Source organism: Streptomyces sp. CB09001 (genome assembly GCF_003369795.1).
Lineage (GTDB): Bacteria > Actinomycetota > Actinomycetes > Streptomycetales > Streptomycetaceae > Streptomyces.
In genome coordinates this window covers 1,503,593-1,526,362 of record NZ_CP026730.1, presented here as the reverse complement: position 1 = coordinate 1,526,362, position 22,770 = coordinate 1,503,593, and the positions used below count along the sequence as shown (strand labels likewise).

Sequence of the window (22,770 nt, the reverse complement as noted above, 5' to 3'; positions counted from 1 at the left end):
TGAGTACGCGCGCGGCACAGGCACCTCGACCCGGTGGCGATGCCGTGTGCGTGGTGCGCGCACTGACCAAGACCTATCCGGCGGTGCGCGGCAGACGCGGGGTCCCCGCCACTCCCGAGGTGCGGGCCACCGACGACGTCACCCTGGACATCCGCCGCGGTGAGATCTTCGGACTGCTCGGACCCAACGGCGCCGGCAAGTCCACCCTCGTCCGCCAGCTCACCGGGCTGATGCGGCCCGACGGCGGCAGCGTGGAGATCCTCGGGCACGACATCGTGCGCCACCCGGAGCGGGCCGCGCGGATCCTCGCCTACCTGGGGCAGGAGTCCAGCGCCCTGGACGAGCTGACCGTGTCGCTCGCCGCCGAGACCACCGGGCGGCTGCGCGGCCTCGAGGCGCGCCGGGCCCGCGCCGAGCGGGACGCCGTGCTCGAGGAGCTGGGCCTGACCGGGCTCGCCGCCCGCCCGATCAAGAAGCTCTCCGGCGGCCAGCGCCGCCTGGCCTGCTTCGCCGCCGCACTGGTGGGGGAGCGCCCGCTGCTCGTCCTGGACGAGCCGACCACCGGCATGGACCCGGTGGCCCGGCGCGCGGTGTGGTCGGCCGTCGACCGGCGGCGCGCCGAGCACGGCGCCACCGTGCTGCTCGTCACCCACAACGTCATCGAGGCCGAGACCGTCCTCGACCGGGTCGCCGTCCTCGACCGGGGACGCGTGATCGCCTGCGACACGCCCGCCGGGCTCAAGGAGCAGGTCGCCGGAGAGGTCCGCGTCGACCTGGTGTGGCGCGAGAGCGCGCCGCTGAACGTCCCGGAGGTCGCCGCCCTGCGCGACCGCGTCGTCGAGTCGGGACGCCGCTGGACCCTGCGGCTCGCCCCCGAGGAGGCCCGCGCGGTCGTCGCCACCGTCACCGGCGGCGCCGCCTTCGCCGCCCTGGACGACTTCACCCTGGCCACGCCCAGCCTGGAGGACGTGTACCTGGCGCTGGGCGGCGCCGCGCGACAGGGACTGGTGAGGACGTGAGCACGCGAGCGCTGAGAACACCGGCCGCCGCATCCGTACCCGTCGGGGCGACCGCCCCCGCCGGGGCGACCGCTTCGAACGACCCGAGCGAAGGGGAGCTGCGCGACGTGAGTGTCGTACCCGCCGATGCCCTGCGGGGTGCCGCGCCGGCGACCGAGGGGCGGCGCGTGGCCGGCCCGGCCGAGCTGGGGCCGAAGGCACGGCTGTGGCCCTCCCTGGTGGCCGTGTACCGCGCGCAGCTGTCCCGGGCTCGGGTCGCGCGCATCCCGCTGCTGTTCGTGGCGACCTTCCAGTCCATCGGCATCATGATCCTCATGCGCGGCGTCGTCGACGGCGGTGGCGAGGCACAGGCCGTGGTCGCCGGGTCCGCGGTGCTCGTCGTGGCCTTCGTCGCCCTGAACCTCCTCGCCCAGTACTTCGGCCAGCTGCGCGCCAGCGGCGGCCTCGACCACTACGCGACCCTGCCGGTGCCGCCGGCCGCGGTGGTGCTGGGCGCGGCGGGCGCCTACGCGTCCTTCACCGTGCCCGGGACCGTGGTGACCGCGGTGTTCGGATGTCTGCTGTTCGGGCTGCCGATGACCCACCTGTGGGTGCTGGTGGCCGTGATCCCGCTGGCGGGCGCCGCCCTCGCCGGACTGGGCGCGGCGCTGGGGCTGCTCGCCCCCCGGCCCGAGTTCGCCACCCTCCTCGGCCAGCTCGGCATGTCGGCGGCGCTGCTGCTCGGCGTGCTGCCGCCCGAGCGGATGCCGCAGGTGGTCCGCCTGGCCCGGGACCTGCTGCCCTCCACGTACGGGGTGGAGGCCTTCGCGCGCACCTTCGGCGAGCGGCCCGACTGGGGCTTCGTCCTCGGCGACCTCGCCGTGTGCGCCGCGGTCGGGGTGATCTCGCTGGCCGTGGCCACCTGGGCGTACCGCCGGGCCGCCGTCCGGTGACGCGCCGCACAGGCGGGTTTGGCACGATGGCACGGTGACCGCACCCTTGACCCCGCCACCGCCGCCGAACGAACGCCCGTCGTACCAGGGCGGGCCGGTGCCGCCGCCCGTCGGCGCACACGCGACGGGAGCCGCGCCCGGCGGTTCTCACGACCCTTACGGCACGTACGGCGAACAGGACGGCCCCGGGATGTTGACCGAAGTGCGGCAGGCCGCCGTGACCGCGCTGGCGGTCGCGCTCTCCGGTGCGCTGCTGGGCGTGCTGTGGTGGAAGCTGGCACCGAGCGTGCCGCTGGTGGGTCAGATCCTCGACGACAGCTGGGTCGTCTACCTGAAGGACTCGGAGGGCGAGCAGGCGATCGGCGTCGACGGAACGTTCACGCTGCTCGCGCTGGCGTTCGGGGCGCTCAGCGCGGTCGTGGTGTTCCTGCTGCGGCGGCGCGGCGGCGTGCCGCTGGTGGTGGCCCTCGGTGTCGGCGGTCTGCTCGGATCGCTGCTGGCGTGGTGGCTCGGGGTGTGGCTCGGGCCGACGCAGGACGTGATCGCGCACGCCAAGGACGTGGGCAAAGGGGTGGCGTTCTCCGCCCCGCTCAAGCTGGGCGCCAAGGGAGCGCTGCTGGCGTGGCCGCTCGCGGCACTGGTGGTCCACCTGGGGCTGACCGGCCTGTTCGGGCCCCGGGACCCGGAGCCCGACCCCTGGCCGGCACCGGGGCAGTACCCGTCGGCGCCGTACGGGGACAAGTCGGCCTAGGCCGGCCGGCGGCCGTGGTTCGCCCGGCCCTTCTTGGTGCGCCGGCGGCGTTTGCGCGTTCGCTTCGACAGGTCCTGTCTGATTGGCCGACAACCGGACGTCCGTCGAGAGGGCGCGCACGTCCGGCCGGGGTCAGGCGCGCCCGATCGGCGCCAGCACCGCGTCCGTGAGCGCGGCCAGGTCGTCGGGGGCCAGCTCGACCTCCAGGCCGCGGCGCCCCGCCGAGACACAGATCGTGGCGTACTCGGAGGCCGACGCGTCCAGGACCGTCGCCAGGCGCTTGCGCTGGCCCAGCGGGGAGATGCCGCCGCGCACATAGCCCGTGGTGCGCTCGGCCAGGGCCGGGTCGGCCATCGCCGCGCGCTTGCCGCCCACCGCGGCCGCCAGCGCCTTGAGGTCCAGCTGGCCCGCCACCGGCACCACCGCGACCGTCAGGGCGCCGTCGACCTCCGCCACCAGCGTCTTGAACACCCGCTCCGGCGACACGCCCATGGCCTCCGCCGCCTCCTCGCCGTAGGACGGGTGGGCCGGGTCGTGCTCGTAGGAGTGGACCGCGTACGTCACCCCGGCTGCCGTGAGCGCCACCGTCGCGGGCGTGCCGCCCGACTGCTGCTTCTTCGCCCTGCCGGGCTTGTTCGGCTTCCTCGCCATGCGGGCCAGTACCTCAGTTGAGACTCGTCGGGCCGCGCGTCAGTTCCTGCGCGGGCAGGGACGGCAGCGTACGGATGATGGAGGTCTCCGAGCGAAGGAGTTTCAGCTCGTCCCGCAGCCGTGAGGCGGTGTCCGGGGCCTGGAGCAGGCGCTGCTTCGTCGGCGTGTCCAGCATCATCGCGGCGGCGACCAGGTAGGAGACCACACCCGGTTCGTCCGGCAGGTCGGCGCCGGTCGCCAGTGACCGTTCGCGGGCCCCCGCCAGCCGCTTCTGGTACTGCCGGAAGGACCGCAGCACGCCCTCCGCCAGGGCGCCCGCCTCGTCGCCCGGCTCCTCGGGCAGCGGCTCCAGCTCGGCCGTCAGGAACGGCCCCGAGGCCTCCACCGAGAGCAGCCGCATCCGGGTCGTGCCGGTCGCCAGCACCTCGAAGGTGCCGTCGGCCCGCTCCCGGACCGTCGCCGCGTCCGCGACACAGCCCACCTTGTGGAACGCCTTGAGCGGGTCGGCCCCGAACCCGGCCGCCGGCCCGCGCTCGAGGGTCGCCGTGGGGTCGGGCAGGCCGGGGGCGGTCTGGGCCACCTCGAAGCCGTCGCGGATCGCCACGACGGCGAACCGGCGTGGTTCGTCCTCGGGAGTCTTCAGCAACTCGCGCATCATGGCGCGATAGCGCTCCTCGAAGATGTTGAGCGGGAGCACCAGCCCCGGGAACAGGACCGAGTTCAGGGGGAAGAGGGGGAGCCGGACGGTGGTCACGACGCAGAAGCCTAATGGTCGCCGGGGCGGACGCGTTCGCCGCGCCCGTTCCGCGGGCGCCCCGGAGCCGCCGTACCGGCCGCGGAGGGCGTGTCCCCGGGGCGCGCACGGACGTCCGAGCGCACCCGCAGGAAGCCGCCGAGCGGGTCGTCCGTGTCCCGGTCCCACGGGAAGGACGTGACGTACGGACCGGTCAGCAGCAGTTGCTCCGCCGCGTCCTGGTGCCGTTCCAGGCGTACGAGGACGTAGACGAGCAGGTTCCGCAGTTCCGCCGCCCAGGGATCGGCCGCCGGGTGGGCCGCCGAGAGGGCGATCGCGCGGTCGGCGGCGGCGTCCAGTCGGGGGCGGTGGGCGCGTACGGCGGTCGCGGTCGCACCGCCGGTGTGGCGTCCGGTGCCGGTACCGGTGCGCGTGGCCGTGGCCGTCAGACAGGTGAAGGCCGCGTGCAGCGGCAGGGCCCGTACGAGCGCCTCGTCGGGGGCCTCCTGGGCGGCCGTCTCGGCGAAGTCGAGGCACTCGCCGTGGGCGTCGGGCGAGGCGGCCGCCAGGTACTCGAGGGCGGCGACATGACTGCCGTAGTGATGCGGGCAGCGGCGGACGGCCTGCTCCCACAGGTGCTCGAACTCGGCGTGCCCGGCGCCCGCGCCCCGTGCGGCGTCCAGCGCGGTCCGCCACGGCACCGGGTCGGCGGGGCCGGCGGCCTCGGCGGCGGCGACCACGGCGGGGATCACCTGGCGCAGGAGTTCGGTGCGGGCCGGTGAGTCCCAGTGCCGGTGGACCGCCAGACGGGCCCCGACCAGCAGGGCGTCGGGGTCGTCCGGGGCGGTGGTGCGCCAGGTGTCGAGCCACTCGGAGCGGAAGCGCGCGAAAGCGGCGAGCCGGGTCGCGTAACGGTCGCGGTGGTCCCATTCGGCGTGGTCGCGGGTACCGGCGAGGAGGCGTGCCGCGGGGCCGTGCTCGCCGTGGGCCGCGGCGACGAGGGCCGGGGCGAGGCGGTCGTCGGGGGCGTCGAGGAGCACGTCGTCGTCTGGGGCGGGCCGTGGCGACCGGGAGCGGGTCCGGGCAGCCGCGGTCCGCAGGAACGCGCGCAGCATGGCCAGTACGACGGCCGAGGGTTCGGGATGGTTGTGCGGCCTCGGCTCCGCCATCGGCCGTTCGGGTTCCCACCCGCACCGCTTGTGCGGGTGGCCCCTGGCGGCTCCTCCCGCCGTCGGCGGCCTTCCGGTGGCGGTTGGGGGCGCGCCGCCCGTGGCGGGGGACGTGCGACACGCGCCCGGCACCGCGTGCCCGTTCCGGGAGACGGGTGCTCAGGGCCGGTCCCGTCGCCGTGGGCGAGCCGTGTCCGTCCCCGGAGGGGTCAGCTCCGGCGGAGCAGGCGGGTGGCGCCCGCTGCCACGGTGGTCGCCAGGACCCAGCCCAGCAGGACCAGGGCCGTCGACAGCCACTGCCAGCCGCCGTGGAGCTGCCAGGAGCCGGCCTGGCCCAGGTCGATCACCGGGAGGAGGAGGTCGAGCGCGAAGAGAGCCGGGTTCCAGTCCGGGTGTTCGCCGCTCTTCAGCGGGGGCGGGTCCGTGCGGGCGAAGGCGAGGGAGCCGGCGGCCCACAGGACCGCCATCCACACCGCCGCCCGGCCCGGCCGGTATCCGTAGGCGACCGTCCAGTCCTGGGCGTAGCCCACCAGCTTCGCGGCGACCGGCAGGCTCTCGCGGCGCCTGCGGTGCTTGGCGAGCAGCACCTCGCGGGCGTCCTCGTCCTCGCCGCCGGCCCGCAGCACGGCGGCCAGGCGCTCGTACGGCTCCGGGTGGTACTCGGCGGTCGCGGCGCCCACCCAGCGCAGCCGCTTCGCCAGTGGGAACGGCCCGCGCGGCACCAGGTTCTCGTAGGCGAAGCCGCCCATGTGCAGCCGGCCGGGGCCCGGCCAGCTGTCCGCCCGGTCCATCAGGTTGACCACCCGCGCCCCCGAGAGCACCACCCGCCCGCGCGCCGGACGCTCGCCCAGGAAGCGCAGCTCGGGCGTCTGCACCCGGCGCAGCGACAGCTCCTGGTCGTCGGTGAAGGTGAACCGGGCGTGCTCCAGGTCGAGCGCGTCGCCGAACCGCCCGTCGTCGAGCCGCACCCCGCCCTCGCACTCGAAACGCTGGATCCGGGTGCCCTGCGCGGGCGTGGTGCCGCGCAGCAGCGGGCTGCCCAGGCCCGCCGGGGTCAGGTACAGCGTGCGCTCCACCGTCAGCTGCGGGGCGTTCAGCGCGTGCCGCGTGTACGGGTTGAGCAGCCGGGCGCCGCGCAGACTGAGCGAGACGCCGACCTGGGCGCTGCGCAGGCTCACCTCGCCGTGCGACTCCAGCATCTCGGCCTGGAGGTCCTGCCCCACCGTCATGCCGTCCGCGGCGATGGAACGCCCGCTGCGGTCCCGGTGCACGATCGCCTGGTTGAGCAGCAGGTCGGTGCCTATCTGCGCGTCCGTGAGCCGGATGCCGCCCGGGAAGCGGGAGCGCGGCAGGTGCAGGTCGCCCTCGGTGTGCAGCCGGGCCGCCTCCAGGCGCGGCACCGCGCAGTCCACCAGCCGCACCGTCGTGAACCGGGTCTCCGGCAGCAGCACCTCCCGCTCGAAGCGACAGCGCCGCAGCTCGACGTAGGGCACCACCGTGCCGCCCGCCAGATCCATCGTGTCGCCGATCCGCACCCCCACCAACTGCAGCGAGGACACCCGGCCCGCGAGCGCGGGCGGACCGTCGAGAAGCAGCCAGCACACCACGCGGGCCCGCACGGTCCGCTCCGGCCCCCACGGATGCCCGCCGTGCGGGTCGTCGACGAGCGCGTCGCCGCTGCTCAGGTCGTACACGCTGCCGTTGCGGAAGGCCTGCCACATGCCGGCCTCCGCCGTGGTCAGGTCGTCCGGCAGCTCTCCGTCACGATGGCCGGCCCCCTCGGTCACGGTGCTTCACTCCCTCCCCACCTACTCGCCGGTCGCTCACGCTTCGTACAACCGTTCATGCCCACTGTGTGACCGGCTGAACACTCAAAGTGAGCACGGATCGCGCGAGTTCACCGTGGGCCGTGCGGTCCGTCGCGTTCTGTATCAGCCATTGATACGCGCGGACCGGGCCGGACGCGGGTCTGAGAGAATTGGTTCCGTGATCTCCCGAATCGATCTGCGCGGCGACGCCCTCCCCGAGGGCCCCGCCCTGCGCGACCTGCTGCCCCGAGCCGACTTCGACGTCTCGGTCGCCCTGGAGAAGGTGCGTCCGATCTGCGAGGCCGTGCATCATCGCGGGGACGCGGCGCTGATCGACTTCACCGAGCAGTTCGACGGCGTCCGGCTGGAGCAGGTCCGGGTCCCGGCGGACGCGCTCACGCGCGCGCTGGAGGAGCTCGACCCGGCCGTCCGCGCGGCCCTGGAGGAGTCCATCCGGCGCGCCCGGCTCGTCCACCGCGAGCAGCGCCGCACCACGCACACCACCCAGGTCGTGCCCGGCGGATCGGTCACCGAGAAGTGGGTGCCGGTCGAGCGGGTCGGGCTCTACGTGCCCGGCGGCCGGTCGGTCTACCCGTCCTCCGTGATCATGAACGTGGTGCCCGCGCAGGAGGCCGGGGTCGGGTCTATCGCGCTCGCCTCGCCCGCGCAGGCCGAGTTCGGCGGCATCCCGCACCCCACCATCCTGGCCGCCTGCGCCCTGCTCGGCGTCGACGAGGTCTACGCGGCCGGCGGTGCCACCGCCGTCGCGATGTTCGCCTACGGCACCGAGTCCTGCCCGCCCGCCAACATGGTCACCGGCCCCGGCAACATCTGGGTCGCCGCCGCCAAGCGCTTCTTCACCGGGAAGATCGGCATCGACGCCGAGGCCGGCCCGACCGAGATCGCCGTCCTGGCGGACTCGACGGCCGACCCGGTGCACGTCGCCGCCGACCTGATCAGCCAGGCCGAGCACGACCCGCTGGCCGCCGCCGTCCTGGTCACCGACTCCGTGGAGCTGGCCGAGGCGGTGGAGAAGGAGCTCCAGCCGCAGGTCGAGGCCACCAAGCACATCGAGGACCGGATCCGCCCGGCCCTCGCCGGCCGCCAGTCCGCGATCGTCCTCGTCGACGGCCTGGACGAGGGTCTGCGCGTGGTCGACGCCTACGGCGCGGAGCACCTGGAGATCCAGACCGCCGACGCCGCCGCCGTCGCCGACCGCGTCAAGAACGCCGGCGCGGTCTTCGTCGGCCCCTGGGCGCCCGTCTCGCTCGGCGACTACGCGGCCGGGTCCAACCACGTCCTGCCCACCGGCGGCTGCGCCTGCCACTCCTCCGGCCTGTCCGTGCAGTCCTTCCTGCGCGGCATCCACATCGTCGACTACACGCGCGACGCGCTCGCCGAGATCGCGCGGCACGTGGTGACGCTGGCGGAGGCGGAGGACCTGCCCGCGCACGGCGCGGCGATCAAGGCGAGGTTCGAGTGGAAGGTCCCGGAAAGCAAGTGACGTTCGGCATCGACGATCTCCCCGTACGGGACGAGCTGCGCGGCAAGTCCCCCTACGGCGCGCCCCAGCTGGACGTGCCGGTACGGCTGAACACCAACGAGAACCCCTACCCGCTGCCCGACGCGCTGGTCGAGCGGATCGCCGAGCGCGTCCGCGAGGCCGCCCGCGACCTCAACCGCTACCCGGACCGGGACGCGGTCGAGCTGCGCACGAAGCTCGCCGAGTACCTGACGAACACCTCCGGGCACCCCCTGGACGTGAGCAACGTCTGGGCGGCCAACGGCTCCAACGAGGTCATCCAGCAGCTGCTGCAGACCTTCGGCGGACCGGGCCGCACCGCGATCGGCTTCGAGCCGTCGTACTCGATGCACGGCCTCATCGCGCGCGGCACCGGCACCGGCTGGATCTCCGGGCCGCGCCACGAGGACTTCACCATCGACGTGCCCGCCGCCGAGAAGGCGATCGCCGAGCACCGCCCGGACGTCGTCTTCGTCACCACCCCCAACAACCCCACCGGCAACGCGGTCCCCGCCGAGACGGTCCTCGCCCTCCACGAGGCCGCCCAGGCGGCGAAGCCGTCCATGGTCGTGGTGGACGAGGCGTACATCGAGTTCAGCCACGGCGCCTCGCTGCTGCCGCTGCTGGACGGCCGGCCGAACCTGGTCGTCTCCCGCACCATGTCGAAGGCGTTCGGCGCGGCGGGCCTGCGCCTCGGCTACCTCGCCGCGCACCCGGCCGTCGTCGACGCCGTCCAGCTCGTACGGCTGCCCTACCACCTGTCGGCCGTCACCCAGGCGACCGCGCTGGCCGCCCTGGAGCACACGGACACGCTGCTGAAGTACGTCGAGCAGCTGAAGACCGAGCGGGACCGGCTGGTCGCCGAACTGCGCGCCATCGGCTACGAGGTGACCGAGTCCGACGCCAACTTCGTCCAGTTCGGACGGTTCGCGGACTCCCACGCGACCTGGCGGAAGATCCTCGACCGGGGCGTCCTGGTCCGGGACAACGGCGTACCGGGGTGGCTGCGGGTCACCGCCGGCACTCCGCAGGAGAACGACGCGTTCCTCGACGCGGTACGTGAAGTCAAGAAGGAGCAGCACACATGAGCCGCGTAGGGCGCGTGGAGCGCACCACCAAGGAGACCTCGGTCCTCGTCGAGATCGACCTCGACGGCACCGGCAAGACCGACATCGCCACCGGCGTCGGCTTCTACGACCACATGCTCGACCAGCTCGGCCGGCACGGTCTGTTCGATCTGACCGTGAAGACCGACGGCGACCTGCACATCGACTCCCACCACACCATCGAGGACACCGCCCTCGCGCTGGGTGCCGCCTTCAAGCAGGCCCTCGGCGACAAGGTGGGCATCTACCGCTTCGGCAACTGCACGGTCCCGCTGGACGAGTCCCTCGCCCAGGTCACCGTCGACCTGTCCGGCCGCCCCTACCTCGTGCACACCGAGCCCGAGAACATGGCGCCGATGATCGGCGAGTACGACGTGACGATGACCCGGCACATCCTGGAGTCCTTCGTCGCCCAGGCCCAGGTCGCCCTGCACGTGCACGTGCCCTACGGGCGCAACGCGCACCACATCGTGGAGTGCCAGTTCAAGGCGCTGGCCCGGGCCCTGCGCTACGCCTCGGAGCGCGACCCGCGCGCGGCCGGCATCCTGCCTTCCACGAAGGGCGCGCTGTAACCCATGAACGGTACGTCCACCGCACTGATCGTCGTCGGCCTCTTCTTCCTCGGCGGCATCTACTCCTTCGCCAAGCAGCAGATGCCCAAGGGCCTCATCGTGCTGCTCTCCATCGGCGCCGGCATGTGTCTGCTCGCCGGCGTCCTGAGGCTGGAGGTCTGGAGTTGACCGCCGCGACCGCCGCGACCTCCGCCGCCTCTCGTGCCAAGCGGGTCGTCGTCTTCGACTACGGCTTCGGCAACGTCCGTTCCGCCGAGCGTGCCCTCGCGCGCGCGGGAGCCGACGTCGAGATCACCCGCGACTACGACAGGGCGATGAACGCCGACGGGCTGCTGGTCCCCGGCGTCGGCGCCTTCGCCGCCTGCATGGACGGCCTGAAGGCCGCCCGCGGCGACTGGATCGTGGACCGCAGGCTGTCCGGCGGACGCCCGGTCATGGGCATCTGCGTCGGCATGCAGATCCTCTTCTCGCGCGGCATCGAGCACGACGTGGAGGCCGAGGGACTGGACGAGTGGCCCGGCACGGTCGGACCGCTCCAGGCCGACGTCGTGCCCCACATGGGCTGGAACACCGTCGAGTCACCGGCCGACTCCCAGCTCTTCGCCGGCCTGGACGCCGACGCCCGCTTCTACTTCGTGCACTCCTACGCCGTCCACGAGTGGGCCCAGGAATCGCACAACCCGCTGATCGCCGAGCCCAGGGTCACCTGGGCCACCCACGGCAAGCCCTTCGTGGCCGCCGTGGAGAACGGCGCACTGTGGGCCACGCAGTTCCACCCCGAGAAGTCCGGCGACGCCGGAGCCCAGCTCCTCACCAACTGGATCGAAACCCTCTAGAGATGAGCCCGGTAGAAGAGATGAGCCCGGTAGAGATGAGCAAGCTCGAACTCCTCCCCGCCGTCGACGTCCGCGACGGCCGGGCCGTTCGCCTCGTGCACGGCGAGTCCGGCACCGAGACCTCCTACGGGTCCCCGCTGGAGGCCGCCCTCGCCTGGCAGCGCTCCGGCGCCGAGTGGCTGCACCTGGTCGACCTGGACGCGGCGTTCGGGACCGGGGACAACCGCGCGCTGATCGCCGAGGTCGCGAAGGCGATGGACATCAAGGTGGAGCTGTCCGGCGGCATCCGCGACGACGACACCCTCGCCGCCGCCCTGGCCACCGGCTGCACCCGGGTGAACCTCGGCACCGCCGCCCTGGAGACCCCCGAGTGGGTCGCCAAGGTCATCGCGGAGCACGGTGACAAGATCGCGGTCGGCCTGGACGTACGGGGCACCACGCTCCGCGGCCGCGGCTGGACCCGCGACGGCGGCGACCTCTACGAGACGCTGGACCGCCTGAACAAGGAGGGCTGCGCCCGCTACGTCGTCACCGACATCGCCAAGGACGGCACCCTGCAGGGCCCCAACCTGGAGCTTCTGAAGAACGTCTGCGCGGCCACCGACCGCCCGGTCGTGGCGTCGGGCGGCGTCTCCTCCCTGGACGACCTGCGCGCGATCGCCGGGCTCGTCCCGGCCGGTGTCGAGGGGGCCATCGTCGGGAAGGCCCTGTACGCGAAGGCGTTCACCCTGGAAGAAGCCCTGGAGGCTACGTCGTGAAATCGGACACCGTGTCATGACATCAGAAGCCGTGCGGCGCGTGCAGAGCGGGAGTCCCTGGGAAGAGTCCTTCGGTTTCGCCCGCGCCGTGGCGGCGGGTGATCGTGTCATCGTGGCGGGCACCACCGCCTTCAAGGGCGACATGCTCTACGGCGAGGGCGACCCGTACGAACAGACCAAGGTGGCCTTCGCCACCGCCGCCGACGCGATCGCCGAGTTCGGGCTCGGCATCGAGTCCGTGATCCGGACCCGTGTGTACCTGGCACATTCACGCGATGTCGATGAGGTGGGCCGCGCCCACAAGGAGCTGTTCGACTCCGTCCGCCCGGCTACGACCCTGCTGGTCGTGGAGGGCTTCATCGACTCGCGGGTCCTGGTGTCGGTCGAAGTGGAAGCGTATAGAGGAGCCGTGGATTCATGACCCTGGCGGTCCGAGTCATCCCCTGCCTGGACGTGGACAACGGCCGGGTCGTCAAGGGCGTCAACTTCCAGAACCTGCGCGACGCGGGCGACCCCGTCGAGATGGCCAAGGTGTACGACGCCGAGGGCGCCGACGAGCTGACGTTCCTGGACATCACCGCCTCGTCGGGCGACCGCGAGACGACCTACGACGTGGTGCGCCGCACCGCCGAACAGGTGTTCATCCCGCTGACCGTCGGCGGCGGGGTGCGCACCGCCGAGGACGTCGACAAGCTGCTGCGGGCCGGTGCGGACAAGGTGGGCGTCAACACCGCCGCCATCGCCCGCCCCGACCTGATCCGCGAGATCGCCGAGCGCTTCGGCCGCCAGGTCCTGGTGCTGTCCGTCGACGCCCGGCGCACCCAGGCGGGCACCTTCGAGGTGACCACCCACGGCGGCCGGCGCGGCACCGGCATCGACGCCGTGGAGTGGGCGCACCGGGCCGCCGAGCTGGGCGCGGGGGAGATCCTGCTCAACTCGATGGACGCGGACGGCACGAAGGACGGCTACGACCTGGAGATGCTGGCGGCGGTCCGCAAGCACGTGAGTGTCCCGGTCATCGCGTCCGGCGGCGCGGGCAGCCTCGCCCACTTCGCCCCGGCGGTCGAGGCGGGCGCGGACGCGGTACTGGCGGCGTCCGTCTTCCACTTCGGCGACCTGCGGATCGGCGAGGTGAAGGAAGCACTGCGGGGGGCGGGGCATCCCGTTCGGTAGTTCGAGCAGGCGCTCGTTGGTGACGGGGGCGGACTTGCCGAAGCTCCTGCTTGCAGCGGTCAGGCGTCGGGAGAGGGCTTCGCCTCCCTCGGACCAGGAAAGCAAAATTGCGCAACGTCCATTGCGCAATTTTTCTTTCGTAATCTAGTCTGGCCGCATGCCGCGTCAGGAGAACCGCCCCATCACCGACCTGGGCACCCTCAAGGCCCTCGCCCACCCGTTGCGCAGCCGGCTCTACCGCAACCTCGCCGTGGCGCGCACCGCGACCGCGTCGCAGCTTGCCGAGCAGGTGGACGAGGCCGTCTCCCTGGTCAGCTACCACCTGCGCAAGCTGGCCGAGTACGGGCTGGTCGAGGAGGCCGAACCGCAGAGCGCGGATGGCCGGGAGCGGTGGTGGCAGCCGTCCTCGGACGGGGTCAGCATCCGCGACGAGAACTTCCGCGACGCCCCCGAGCGGGCCGCCGCTCACCTCGCCGCCACCCGGCTCTTCCACGAGCAGCGTGCCGACATGTACCGCCGTTACCTCGACGAACGCTCCACCTGGGGCCCCGAGTGGAACTCCGCAGCCCCCGACAACGAGTCACAGTTGCGCCTCACGCCCGCCGACCTGAAGGAACTGGGCGAGGAACTGCTCGCCCTGGCGAAGAAGTACGACGAGCGGGGCCGGGCCGCCGAAGCCGCCGGCGACACCGAGGGGCGCGAGAACGTCGCCCTGCACGTCTACGGATTCCCCTTCCGTGTCTGAGGCGGCCGCGCCCGTGACGGACGCGCACATACCCGCTGCCGCCTCGGCCCCCGCCCACCGGGACGCCAACGTGCTGCGCTGGGTCGGTGCCTACACCGCGTCCATGCTCGGCGACAGCGTCTTCTTCCTCGCGTTGTCCTGGGCCGCCGTGCGGCAGGGCAGCCCCGCCGAGGCCGGGATCGTCACGGCCGTGAGCGCGGTGCCGCGCGCGCTGCTCATGCTCGGCGGGGGAGTGGTCGTCGACCGGCTGGGGCCGCGCCGGGTCGTCATCGGCAGCGACGCCGTACGCTGCGCCGCGGTCCTCACGGTGGCCGCACTGCTCTTCGCCACCGACCCCGGACTGTGGCTCCTGGCCGTACTCGCCCTCGTCTTCGGCGCGGTGGACGCCCTCTTCATGCCCGCCGTGGGGGCGCTCCCCGCGCGCATCACCGCCAAGGACCAGCTCGCCCGCGTCCAGGGCATGCGCGGCCTCGCCGTCCGCCTGTCCTCCGTCGTGGGCGCCCCGCTCGGCGGTCTCGGCGTGGCACTCGGCGGCGCGGCGGCGGCCTTCGCCCTCGCCGGTGTGCTGATCGCCGTGTCCGTACCGCTGCTGGTCTCCGTGAGGATGCGCGAGCTGCCACCCGACGATGCGGTGGCCGCCGAGGGCGGCACGGCGTGGCGCGACCTGCGGGACGGGCTCCGGTACATTCGCCGACACCGCGTCCTCGGGCCGCTGATGCTGGTCATCGCCCTCGGCGACCTCGGCTTCGTCGGCCCGCTCAACATCGGCCTGACCCTGCTCGCCGACGAACGCGGCTGGGGAGCCTCGGGCATGGGCTGGGTACTCGCCGGTTTCGGGGCCGGCGCCGGGGCGGCCGCCCTGCTGCTGACCGTCCGGGGGCGCGTGCCGCACGCCGGGTACGTCGTCGCCGGCGCCCTCGTCCCCGGCGCGGTCGCGATCGGCGCGCTGGCGCAGGCACCCGCCCTTCCGGTGGCCGTCGGGACGGCGCTGCTCATCGGACTGCTCGCGGGCCTCAGCGGCGCCCTCTGCGGGGCCCTGCTCCAGACGCAGTCCGCTCCCGCCCTCCTCGGCCGCGTCACGGCGGTCTCCGGGATCGTCAGCCTGGGCATCGCCCCGCTGAGCATGCCCCTGTCGGCCGCCGCCATCGGCGTCTGGGGCACCGGCCCCGTCTTCGCCGTCAGCGCCGCGGTCTGCGGCCTCGGCGGGGTCGTCGCCCTGTGCGCGCCGGGCGTACGGCGGGCCGAGCTGCCGAAGTGAGCGACGGAGGTCAGATGCCCAGCTGCTTCGTCTCCCGCAGCTTGGCGATCGCGTTCTCCTCGCCCGCCAGCTCCACCTTCGCGGCGTCCTGCCGGCCGTAGGCGAATAGCAGCAGCTCGGACGGCTCGCCCGTCGCCGTCACCACCGGCGTACCCCGGTGGGCGACCGTCGTCTGGCCGTTCGGGCGGCGCAGCACCAGGCCCGTCGGGATGCCGCGGCCCATCAGCCGGGCGGCCCGCTCCAGGCGGGACCACAGGGCGTCCTGGAAGACCGGGTCCAGCTCGCGCGGCGACCAGTCGTCCTGGGCCCGGCGGACGTCCTCGGTGTGGACGTAGAACTCGACCGTGTTCGCCGCCTCGTCGACCTGCTTGAGCTGGAACGGGGAGAAGCGGGGCGGGCCGGTGCGGATCAGCTGGAGCAGCTCCTCGTAGGGCTTGGCGCCGTACTCCTCCATCACCCGGTCGAGGCGGGAGGCCAGCGGCTTGATCAGGGTGCCCCCGGCCGCGTCCGGACGCCGCTCGCGCACCACCACGTGCGCGGCCAGGTCCCGGGTCCGCCAGCCCTCGCACAGGGTGGGGGCGTCCGGACCCGCCGTCTCCAGCAGATCCGCGAGCAGAAGTCGTTCACGCTTGGCGAAAGTCGACATGCCGTCAGCCTACGGCGGCGGGCCGGGTCCGCCCAATGGACGTCCCGGGGGCGTGTCCTTCCCGCGCGGCACAATGGGCACATGACCAGCAGCTCCCCCACCGGTGGCAGCCCCCGGCGCCCCGGCCCGCTCGCCCCGGAGATCGCCGACCGCCTCAAGCGCAGCGCCGACGGCCTCCTGCCCGCCATCGCCCAGCAGTACGACACCGGAGAGGTGCTGATGCTCGGCTGGATGGACGACGAGGCGCTGCACCGCACGCTGACGACCGGACGCTGCACCTACTGGTCGCGCAGCCGCCGGGAGTACTGGGTCAAGGGCGACACCTCGGGTCACTTCCAGTGGGTGAAGTCGGTCGCCCTGGACTGCGACGCCGACACCGTCCTCGTCAAGGTCGACCAGGTGGGTGCCGCCTGCCACACCGGGACCCGCACCTGCTTCGACACCGACGTGCTCCTCGCCGAGGGATCCGGGGCCGCCGAGGACGCCGCGGCCGCCGACGCGCCCGGCGCGGGTCAGTAGGGTCTGCCGCCATGGACGTCACGCATGACATGGACCTCGACACCTTCCGCAAGCTGGCCGCCGACCGCCGGGTGATCCCGGTGAGCCGCAAGCTCCTCGCCGACGGCGACACCCCCGTGGCGCTGTACCGAAAGCTCGCCGCCGAGCGCCCCGGCACCTTCCTCCTGGAGTCCGCGGAGAACGGACGGAGCTGGTCCCGTTACTCCTTCGTCGGCGTCCGCAGCGCCGCCACCCTCACCGAGAAGGACGGCCAGGCCCACTGGCAGGGCACCCCGCCCGTAGGCGTCCCCACCGACGGCGACCCGCTCGCCGCCCTGCGCGCCACCGTCGAGGCCCTGCACACCCCGCGCGACCTCGCCCACGACCTGGGCCTGCCGCCCTTCACCGGCGGCATGGTGGGCTACCTGGGCTACGACATCGTGCGCCGCCTGGAGAAGGTCGGCCCGGGGGAGCGCGACGACCTGAAGCTGCCCGAGCTGACCATGCTGCTCACCAGCGACCTCGCCGTCATGGACCACTGGGAGGGCTCGGTCCTGCTGATCGCCAACGCGATCAACCACAACGACCTGGAGACCGGCGTCGACGAGGCCTACGCCGACGCGATCGCCCGGCTGGACGTCATGGAGGCCGACCTCTCGCGGGCCGTCGCCCAGCCACCGGCCGCGCTGCCGCCCTCCGAGCTGCCCGAGTACACCGCGCTGTGGGGCGGCCCCGACTTCCAGGACGCCGTCGAGGACATCAAGGAGCGCATCCGCGCGGGCGAGGCCTTCCAGGTCGTCCCCTCCCAGCGCTTCGAGACGCCCTGCACGGCGAGCGCGCTCGACGTGTACCGGGTCCTGCGGGCCACCAACCCCTCCCCGTACATGTACCTGCTCCGTCTCGACGGCTTCGACGTCGTCGGCTCGTCCCCCGAGGCGCTGGTCAAGGTCGAGGACGGACGCGCCATGGTGCACCCCATCGCCGGCACCCGGCCGCGCGGGGCCACCCCGCAGGAGGACCAGGCCCTCGCCGACGAACTGCTCGCCGACCCCAAGGAGCGCGCCGAGCACCTGATGCTCGTCGACCTCGGCCGCAACGACCTCGGCCGGGTCTGTGAACCGGGCTCCGTCGAGGTCGTCGACTTCATGTCCGTCGAGCGGTACTCGCACGTCATGCACATCGTCTCGACGGTCACCGGCCGGGTCGCCCCGGACCGCACCGCCTTCGACGTGCTCACCGCCTGCTTCCCGGCCGGCACCCTCTCCGGCGCGCCCAAGCCGCGCGCCCTGCAGATCATCGACGAACTCGAACCCTCCCGGCGCGGCCTGTACGGCGGCTGCGTCGGCTACCTCGACTTCGCCGGCGACTCCGACACCGCCATCGCCATCCGTACCGCCCTGCTGCGCGACGGCACCGCCTACGTCCAGGCGGGCGCGGGCGTCGTCGCCGACTCCGACCCGGTCGCCGAGGACACCGAGTGCCGCAACAAGGCGGCGGCCGTGCTGAGGGCCGTACACACGGCCAACCGGCTGGCGCAATAGGGCCAGCCGGTCGAACCGGTGGGGCGATTCTCACGCCCCCAATGCGAACCCCGGGTGACGGTTCGCCCGGGGTTCGGGCGATAGTGGAGTACGTGACAGCCGTTCCTCACCCCCGTACCCCAGCCGCAGGACCCGCCCGGGCCGGCCGCCGGAGCCTCGCCGTCGCCCTGCTGTGCGGCGCGCTCGGCGCCGCCGTCGCCCTGCTCGCCACCCGGCAGGAGTGGGCGGAGGGCACCGCGACGGTGGCCGGCGGCGCGTTCACCCTGACCGCCAGGGGCAGCGACGTCACGGGCGTACCCGCGTCGCTCGCCATAGTCGGCCTCGCCGCGCTCGTCGCCGTCTTCGCCGTCCGCCGGGCCGGCCGCTTCGCCGTCGCCGCGCTGCTCGCGCTGAGCGGCGCGGGCACCGTCGCCGCCGCCCTGGCCGGCGCCTCCGACAGCTCCGCGCTCGACGACCAGGCCGCGAAGGCGGCGGGCGACACCTCGGCCACCGTCGACGCGCTCTCCCACACCGCCTGGCCGTACGTCGCGGCCGTGGGCGGCGCCCTGCTCCTGCTGGCCGGACTGCTCGCGCTGCGCTACGGCCGCCAGTGGCCCGCGATGTCCGGACGCTACGAACGGAGCGGCGCCCCGCGGCGCAGGCCGCAGACCGTCGACCCGGACCGCCCCGAGGACCTGTGGAAGGCCATCGACCGGGGCGAGGACCCCACCAGCGCCTGACCGCTGTTCACCCACTGGAGCACCCCCGCTCACGGCGCGTGTCCCCGTGCGGGACAATGGGTGCGAGCGTCCTGCTCAGACTTGGCACACAGCAACGAGGAGCAAGCAATGGCGGGCAGCAGCCACGGTCACACCCCGGCCGCCTGGACCGGTGTCATCATCGCCTTCATCGGTTTCTGCATCGCGGGCATGTTCATGGTGGCGGCCCAGCCGTGGGGCTTCTGGGCCGGCATGGCCGTCGTGCTCCTCGGTGGTGTCGTCGGCTACATCATGAAGATGATGGGCCTCGGCCAGCCGAAGCAGAACCACCCCGTGCACCAGGTCGCGGGCGAGCACGCGCCGGCCGGCGCCAAGGGCTGACCCGGGCACGGAGTTCCCGAGGGGCGGATCGGCACCACCGTGCCGGGACCGCCCCTCACGTGCGGGTGGACCCCACCGGGGGCAGAATGCGGGCGTGGACGTCGAGAGCGGGAAACCCAGCCGGACCAGCATCCCCCTGCCCCGTGGCGCGGCCCTCCGCCTCGCCGTCCCGGCCGGAGTGCTCGCGGCCGTCGCCGGGGCCCTCACCTACGTGGGGAGCGTGGACCCCTACGAGCCCGGCCACTACCCCGTCTGCCCCCTGCTGCGCTTCACGGGCGTCTACTGTCCCGGCTGCGGCGGCCTGCGCAGCGCCCACGCCTTCGTCCACGGCGACCTGACGGCCGCGCTGCACGCCAACGCGCCCGCCGTCCTCGCCTATCTGGGCTTCGCCGTCCTGTGGACCGTCTGGGTGATCCGCGCGGCCCGGGGCCGTCCCGTACGCATCGACCTCGGACCGGTCCACCTGTGGACGCTGGGGACGTTGCTGCTGGTCTTCACCGTTGTCCGGAACCTGCCGTTCGGTGGCTGGCTCCACCCTTGATCATTTATGGAACGTCCAGGTAGTGGGACCCGGATCGGCCGGATGCGGGACCGGTGCCCGGCTGCGGATACCATCACAGTGACCACACGTTTTGCCGTCTGAAAGGGGGCCGCTCGCGTGAGTGTGCTCGACGAGATCATCGACGGAGTCCGTGCCGACCTCGCGGAGCGGCAGGCGCGCGTCAGCCTCGACGAGCTCAAGGAGCGCGCGGCCAAGGCTCGCCCCGCCAAGGACGGCGTGGCCGCGCTGCGCGGCGACGGCGTCAAGGTCATCTGCGAGGTCAAGCGCTCCAGCCCCTCCAAGGGCGCGCTGGCGGCCATCGCCGACCCGGCCGGGCTCGCCGCCGACTACGAGGCGGGCGGCGCCGCCGTCATCTCCGTCCTCACCGAGGAGCGCCGCTTCGGCGGCTCGCTGGCCGACCTGGACTCGGTACGCGCGCGCGTGGACATCCCCGTGCTGCGCAAGGACTTCATCGTCACCTCGTACCAGCTGTGGGAGGCCCGCGCCCACGGTGCCGACCTCGTGCTGCTGATCGTCGCGGCCCTGGAGCAGCCGGCCCTGGAGTCGCTGATCGAGCGCGCCGAGTCCATCGGACTCACCCCGCTGGTCGAGGTGCACGACGAGGACGAGGTCGAGCGCGCCGTGGACGCGGGCGCCAAGGTCATCGGCGTCAACGCGCGCAACCTGAAGACGCTCGAGGTCGACCGCGGTACGTTCGAGCGGGTCGCTCCGGAGATCCCCGCGCACATCGTCAAGGTCGCCGAGTCCGGCGTCCGCGGCCCGCACGACCTCATCGCCTACGCCAACGAGGGCGCCGACGCCGTGCTGGTCGGCGAGTCCCTGGTCACCGGCCGCGACCCGAAGACGGCGGTCTCCGACCTGGTGGCGGCCGGCGAACATCCCGCGCTCCGCCACGGCCGGGGCTGACCCCCGGTAGGCTGACCCCATGACGCTCCCGCTGATCCCGGCGTCCCGGGACCCCTACGCGCGCCTGGCGCGCGGCTGCCGCCCCCGCGGCTGCCGCGCCCCCGCCCGCCGGGTCCACGGCCGCCGGGTGCGGTACGTCATCGGAGACGAACCGGGGCAGGTCAACGGCATGCGATGGCTCACGCGCCCCATAGGGGCGCGGGGCCCCGTTGAATTTGCGACTCCGTCGCGTGGGCGCGACCAGCCCACCCACAGCCGGTAGCCGACAATTGGTCCCCGCCCCCACGGCGATTAGTCCAAACCAGACACTCACCGTGAGGTTCACGCATGCCCAGCAACTTCTTCATCCCCGACCCGGAGGGTCAAGTCCCCTCCGCCGAGGGCTACTTCGGCGCCTTCGGGGGCAAGTTCATCCCCGAGGCCCTCGTCGCGGCGGTCGACGAGGTCGCCGTCGAGTACGACAAGGCCAAGACCGACCCGGAGTTCGCCCGCGAGCTGGACGACCTGCTCGTCCACTACACGGGCCGCCCGTCCTCCCTCACCGAGGTCCCCCGTTTCGCCGCCGAAGCCGGCGGAGCCAGGATCTTCCTCAAGCGCGAGGACCTGAACCACACCGGCTCGCACAAGATCAACAACGTGCTCGGTCAGGCCCTGCTCACCAAGCGCATGGGCAAGACCCGCGTCATCGCCGAGACCGGCGCGGGCCAGCACGGCGTGGCCACGGCGACCGCCTGCGCCCTCTTCGGCCTCGACTGCACCATCTACATGGGCGAGATCGACACCCGCCGCCAGGCGCTCAACGTGGCCCGCATGCGCATGCTCGGCGCCGAGGTCGTCGCCGTGAAGTCCGGCAGCCGCACGCTGAAGGACGCGATCAACGAGGCCTTCCGCGACTGGGTCGCCAACGTCGACCGCACCCACTACCTGTTCGGCACCGTCGCCGGTCCGCACCCCTTCCCGGCGATGGTCCGCGACTTCCACCGCGTCATCGGCGTCGAGGCCCGGCGCCAGCTCCTGGAGCAGGCCGGACGCCTGCCCGACGCCGCGATCGCCTGCGTCGGCGGCGGCTCCAACGCCATCGGCCTCTTCCACGCCTTCATCCCCGACGCGGACGTCCGCCTCATCGGCTGCGAGCCCGCCGGGCACGGCGTGGAGACCGGCGAGCACGCGGCCACCCTGACCGCGGGCGAGCCCGGCATCCTGCACGGCTCCCGGTCCTACGTCCTCCAGGACGACGAGGGCCAGATCACCGAGCCGTACTCGATCTCGGCCGGTCTGGACTACCCCGGCATCGGCCCGGAGCACGCCTACCTCAAGGACTCCGGCCGCGGCGAGTACCGCGCGGTCACCGACGACGCCGCCATGCAGGCGCTGCGCCTGCTGTCGCGCACCGAGGGCATCATCCCGGCCATCGAGAGCGCCCACGCGCTGGCCGGTGCCCTGGAGGTCGGCCAGGAGCTCGGCAGGGACGGGCTGATCGTGGTCAACCTGTCCGGCCGCGGCGACAAGGACATGGACACCGCCGCCCGCTACTTCGGGCTGTACGACACCGACGCCGAGGTCGCCGCCGACGGGACCGGCGCCGCGGAGATCGAGGGGGACGCCAAGTGAGCGGGAACGTACGGCTGCTGAACGACACCCTCGCGGCCGCCAGGTCCGAGGGCCGCGCCGCCCTGATCGCCTACCTCCCGGCCGGGTTCCCGACCGTGGACGGCGGCATCGCGGCGATCAAGGCCGCGCTCGACGGCGGCGCCGACGTCGTCGAGGTGGGCCTGCCGCACAGCGACCCGGTGCTCGACGGCCCCGTGATCCAGACCGCCGACGACATCGCCCTGCGCGGCGGCGTACGGATCGCCGACGTGATGCGCACGGTCCGCGAGGCCCACGAGGCCACCGGCAAGCCGATCCTCGTCATGACGTACTGGAACCCCATCGACCGCTACGGCGTGGAGCGCTTCACCGCCGAGCTGGCCGAGGCGGGCGGCGCCGGGTGCATCCTGCCCGACCTGCCGGTCCAGGAGTCGGCGCTGTGGCGGGAACACGCCGACAAGCACGGGCTGGCCACCGTCTTCGTGGTCGCGCCCAGCAGCAGGGACGCACGGCTCGCCGAGATCACCGCGGTCGGCAGCGGCTTCGTCTACGCCGCCTCCCTCATGGGTGTCACCGGCACCCGCGAGTCGGTCGGCGCACAGGCCGAGGACCTGGTGCGGCGCACCCGCGCCACCACCGACACCCCGGTCTGCGTCGGCCTCGGCGTCTCCAACGCGGCCCAGGCCGCCGAGGTGGCCGGCTTCGCCGACGGCGTGATCGTCGGTTCGGCCTTCGTCAAGCGGATGCTGGACGCGCCCGACGACGCGGCCGGCCTGGAGGGCGTCCGCGCGCTCGCCGCCGACCTGGCGAAGGGCGTGCGCGGACAGGCGTGAGCACCAGCACGTGACGGACGGGCACCGCCGGACGAGCACGTGAGCGAGGTCCCTCGTACGAGTGGACCTGGGACCGGGGAGG

The 22,770-nt window shown here is 73.3% G+C and carries 26 protein-coding genes; 21 read left to right on the top strand and 5 right to left on the bottom strand.

What is annotated here, in order from left to right; genetic code table 11:
• Positions 1–44 precede the first annotated feature (44 nt).
• From C4J65_RS07175 to C4J65_RS07165, 3 genes are all read left to right on the top strand, one after another.
• On the top strand, positions 45–1,019 hold the full coding sequence (locus C4J65_RS07175) for an ABC transporter ATP-binding protein (protein WP_115741642.1): 975 nt from the start codon (positions 45–47) through the stop codon (positions 1,017–1,019).
• Positions 1,020–1,126: 107 nt separating this feature from the next.
• A complete protein-coding gene (locus tag C4J65_RS07170; protein ID WP_115741641.1) occupies positions 1,127–1,951 on the top strand; it encodes an ABC transporter permease in 825 nt (274 codons plus the stop codon).
• A gap of 34 nt (positions 1,952–1,985) precedes the next feature.
• Positions 1,986–2,702 carry an AAA family ATPase gene (locus tag C4J65_RS07165; RefSeq protein ID WP_115741640.1) on the top strand — a complete coding sequence of 239 codons (717 nt, stop codon included), beginning with the start codon at positions 1,986–1,988 and terminating at the stop codon, positions 2,700–2,702.
• 132 nt (positions 2,703–2,834) lie between these two features.
• On the opposite strand, the gene ybaK is transcribed toward C4J65_RS07165, so the two are convergent.
• The 4 genes from ybaK to C4J65_RS07145 all read right to left on the bottom strand — a co-directional run bounded on the left by ybaK (position 2,835) and on the right by C4J65_RS07145 (position 7,042).
• Positions 2,835–3,353: a Cys-tRNA(Pro) deacylase gene (ybaK, locus tag C4J65_RS07160; protein ID WP_115741639.1), complete on the bottom strand. Its 519-nt coding sequence runs from the start codon at positions 3,351–3,353 to the stop codon at positions 2,835–2,837.
• A gap of 13 nt (positions 3,354–3,366) precedes the next feature.
• A complete protein-coding gene (locus tag C4J65_RS07155; RefSeq protein WP_115741638.1) occupies positions 3,367–4,107 on the bottom strand; it encodes an LON peptidase substrate-binding domain-containing protein in 741 nt (246 codons plus the stop codon).
• A gap of 11 nt (positions 4,108–4,118) precedes the next feature.
• Positions 4,119–5,255, bottom strand: a complete 1,137-nt coding sequence (locus tag C4J65_RS07150) for a hypothetical protein (protein ID WP_115741637.1) — start codon at positions 5,253–5,255, stop codon at positions 4,119–4,121.
• A 209-nt stretch (positions 5,256–5,464) separates the two neighbouring features.
• Positions 5,465–7,042, bottom strand: coding sequence for an oxidoreductase (locus C4J65_RS07145; RefSeq protein WP_115741636.1), 1,578 nt, complete (start codon positions 7,040–7,042; stop codon positions 5,465–5,467).
• Positions 7,043–7,241: 199 nt separating this feature from the next.
• Between C4J65_RS07145 and hisD the strand changes: the two genes are divergently transcribed.
• The 10 genes from hisD to C4J65_RS07100 all read left to right on the top strand — a co-directional run bounded on the left by hisD (position 7,242) and on the right by C4J65_RS07100 (position 15,033).
• Positions 7,242–8,567 (top strand): histidinol dehydrogenase, encoded by a 1,326-nt coding sequence (gene hisD / locus C4J65_RS07140; RefSeq protein ID WP_115741635.1) that lies wholly within the window; start codon positions 7,242–7,244, stop codon positions 8,565–8,567.
• The gene (locus C4J65_RS07135; protein ID WP_115741634.1) at positions 8,564–9,673 is read left to right on the top strand and encodes a histidinol-phosphate transaminase; all 1,110 of its coding nucleotides are present in this window, start codon (positions 8,564–8,566) and stop codon (positions 9,671–9,673) included. The genes hisD and C4J65_RS07135 overlap by 4 nt, the downstream gene beginning before the upstream one ends.
• The gene (gene hisB / locus C4J65_RS07130) at positions 9,670–10,263 is read left to right on the top strand and encodes an imidazoleglycerol-phosphate dehydratase HisB (RefSeq protein WP_030186039.1); all 594 of its coding nucleotides are present in this window, start codon (positions 9,670–9,672) and stop codon (positions 10,261–10,263) included. The genes C4J65_RS07135 and hisB overlap by 4 nt, the downstream gene beginning before the upstream one ends.
• A gap of 3 nt (positions 10,264–10,266) precedes the next feature.
• Positions 10,267–10,431: a hypothetical protein gene (locus C4J65_RS36290; protein WP_003976764.1), complete on the top strand. Its 165-nt coding sequence runs from the start codon at positions 10,267–10,269 to the stop codon at positions 10,429–10,431.
• Positions 10,428–11,099: an imidazole glycerol phosphate synthase subunit HisH gene (gene hisH / locus C4J65_RS07125; protein WP_115741633.1), complete on the top strand. Its 672-nt coding sequence runs from the start codon at positions 10,428–10,430 to the stop codon at positions 11,097–11,099. The genes C4J65_RS36290 and hisH overlap by 4 nt, the downstream gene beginning before the upstream one ends.
• A gap of 35 nt (positions 11,100–11,134) precedes the next feature.
• The gene (gene priA / locus C4J65_RS07120) at positions 11,135–11,857 is read left to right on the top strand and encodes a bifunctional 1-(5-phosphoribosyl)-5-((5-phosphoribosylamino)methylideneamino)imidazole-4-carboxamide isomerase/phosphoribosylanthranilate isomerase PriA (RefSeq protein ID WP_115741632.1); all 723 of its coding nucleotides are present in this window, start codon (positions 11,135–11,137) and stop codon (positions 11,855–11,857) included.
• Positions 11,858–11,873: 16 nt separating this feature from the next.
• Positions 11,874–12,278 carry a RidA family protein gene (locus C4J65_RS07115; RefSeq protein ID WP_115741631.1) on the top strand — a complete coding sequence of 135 codons (405 nt, stop codon included), beginning with the start codon at positions 11,874–11,876 and terminating at the stop codon, positions 12,276–12,278.
• Positions 12,275–13,030 carry an imidazole glycerol phosphate synthase subunit HisF gene (gene hisF / locus C4J65_RS07110; RefSeq protein ID WP_115741630.1) on the top strand — a complete coding sequence of 252 codons (756 nt, stop codon included), beginning with the start codon at positions 12,275–12,277 and terminating at the stop codon, positions 13,028–13,030. Before C4J65_RS07115 ends, hisF begins: the two co-directional genes overlap by 4 nt.
• A 157-nt stretch (positions 13,031–13,187) precedes the next feature.
• A complete protein-coding gene (locus C4J65_RS07105) occupies positions 13,188–13,775 on the top strand; it encodes a helix-turn-helix domain-containing protein (RefSeq protein ID WP_115741629.1) in 588 nt (195 codons plus the stop codon).
• Positions 13,768–15,033 (top strand): MFS transporter, encoded by a 1,266-nt coding sequence (locus tag C4J65_RS07100; protein WP_115741628.1) that lies wholly within the window; start codon positions 13,768–13,770, stop codon positions 15,031–15,033. The genes C4J65_RS07105 and C4J65_RS07100 overlap by 8 nt, the downstream gene beginning before the upstream one ends.
• A gap of 10 nt (positions 15,034–15,043) precedes the next feature.
• Here C4J65_RS07100 and C4J65_RS07095 read toward each other — a convergent pair whose 3' ends face one another.
• Positions 15,044–15,679: a TIGR03085 family metal-binding protein gene (locus C4J65_RS07095; protein ID WP_115741627.1), complete on the bottom strand. Its 636-nt coding sequence runs from the start codon at positions 15,677–15,679 to the stop codon at positions 15,044–15,046.
• A gap of 81 nt (positions 15,680–15,760) precedes the next feature.
• On the opposite strand from C4J65_RS07095, the gene hisI reads away from it, so the two are divergent.
• From hisI to trpA, 8 genes are all read left to right on the top strand, one after another.
• A complete protein-coding gene (gene hisI, locus C4J65_RS07090; protein ID WP_115741626.1) occupies positions 15,761–16,198 on the top strand; it encodes a phosphoribosyl-AMP cyclohydrolase in 438 nt (145 codons plus the stop codon).
• Positions 16,199–16,209: 11 nt separating this feature from the next.
• A complete protein-coding gene (locus tag C4J65_RS07085; protein ID WP_115741625.1) occupies positions 16,210–17,718 on the top strand; it encodes an anthranilate synthase component I in 1,509 nt (502 codons plus the stop codon).
• 83 nt (positions 17,719–17,801) lie between these two features.
• A complete protein-coding gene (locus C4J65_RS07080) occupies positions 17,802–18,437 on the top strand; it encodes a TIGR02234 family membrane protein (protein ID WP_115741624.1) in 636 nt (211 codons plus the stop codon).
• A 108-nt stretch (positions 18,438–18,545) separates the two neighbouring features.
• Positions 18,546–18,797: an HGxxPAAW family protein gene (locus C4J65_RS07075; RefSeq protein WP_115741623.1), complete on the top strand. Its 252-nt coding sequence runs from the start codon at positions 18,546–18,548 to the stop codon at positions 18,795–18,797.
• A 94-nt stretch (positions 18,798–18,891) separates the two neighbouring features.
• Complete coding sequence (locus tag C4J65_RS07070) at positions 18,892–19,338, top strand: DUF2752 domain-containing protein (protein WP_115741622.1); 447 nt, start codon at positions 18,892–18,894, stop codon at positions 19,336–19,338.
• A 117-nt stretch (positions 19,339–19,455) separates the two neighbouring features.
• A complete protein-coding gene (gene trpC / locus C4J65_RS07065) occupies positions 19,456–20,265 on the top strand; it encodes an indole-3-glycerol phosphate synthase TrpC (RefSeq protein ID WP_030866604.1) in 810 nt (269 codons plus the stop codon).
• 327 nt (positions 20,266–20,592) lie between these two features.
• Positions 20,593–21,876 carry a tryptophan synthase subunit beta gene (trpB, locus tag C4J65_RS07055; protein WP_115741621.1) on the top strand — a complete coding sequence of 428 codons (1,284 nt, stop codon included), beginning with the start codon at positions 20,593–20,595 and terminating at the stop codon, positions 21,874–21,876.
• Positions 21,873–22,688, top strand: a complete 816-nt coding sequence (trpA, locus tag C4J65_RS07050; protein ID WP_115741620.1) for a tryptophan synthase subunit alpha — start codon at positions 21,873–21,875, stop codon at positions 22,686–22,688. The genes trpB and trpA overlap by 4 nt, the downstream gene beginning before the upstream one ends.
• The last annotated feature ends 82 nt before the right edge of the window (positions 22,689–22,770 follow it).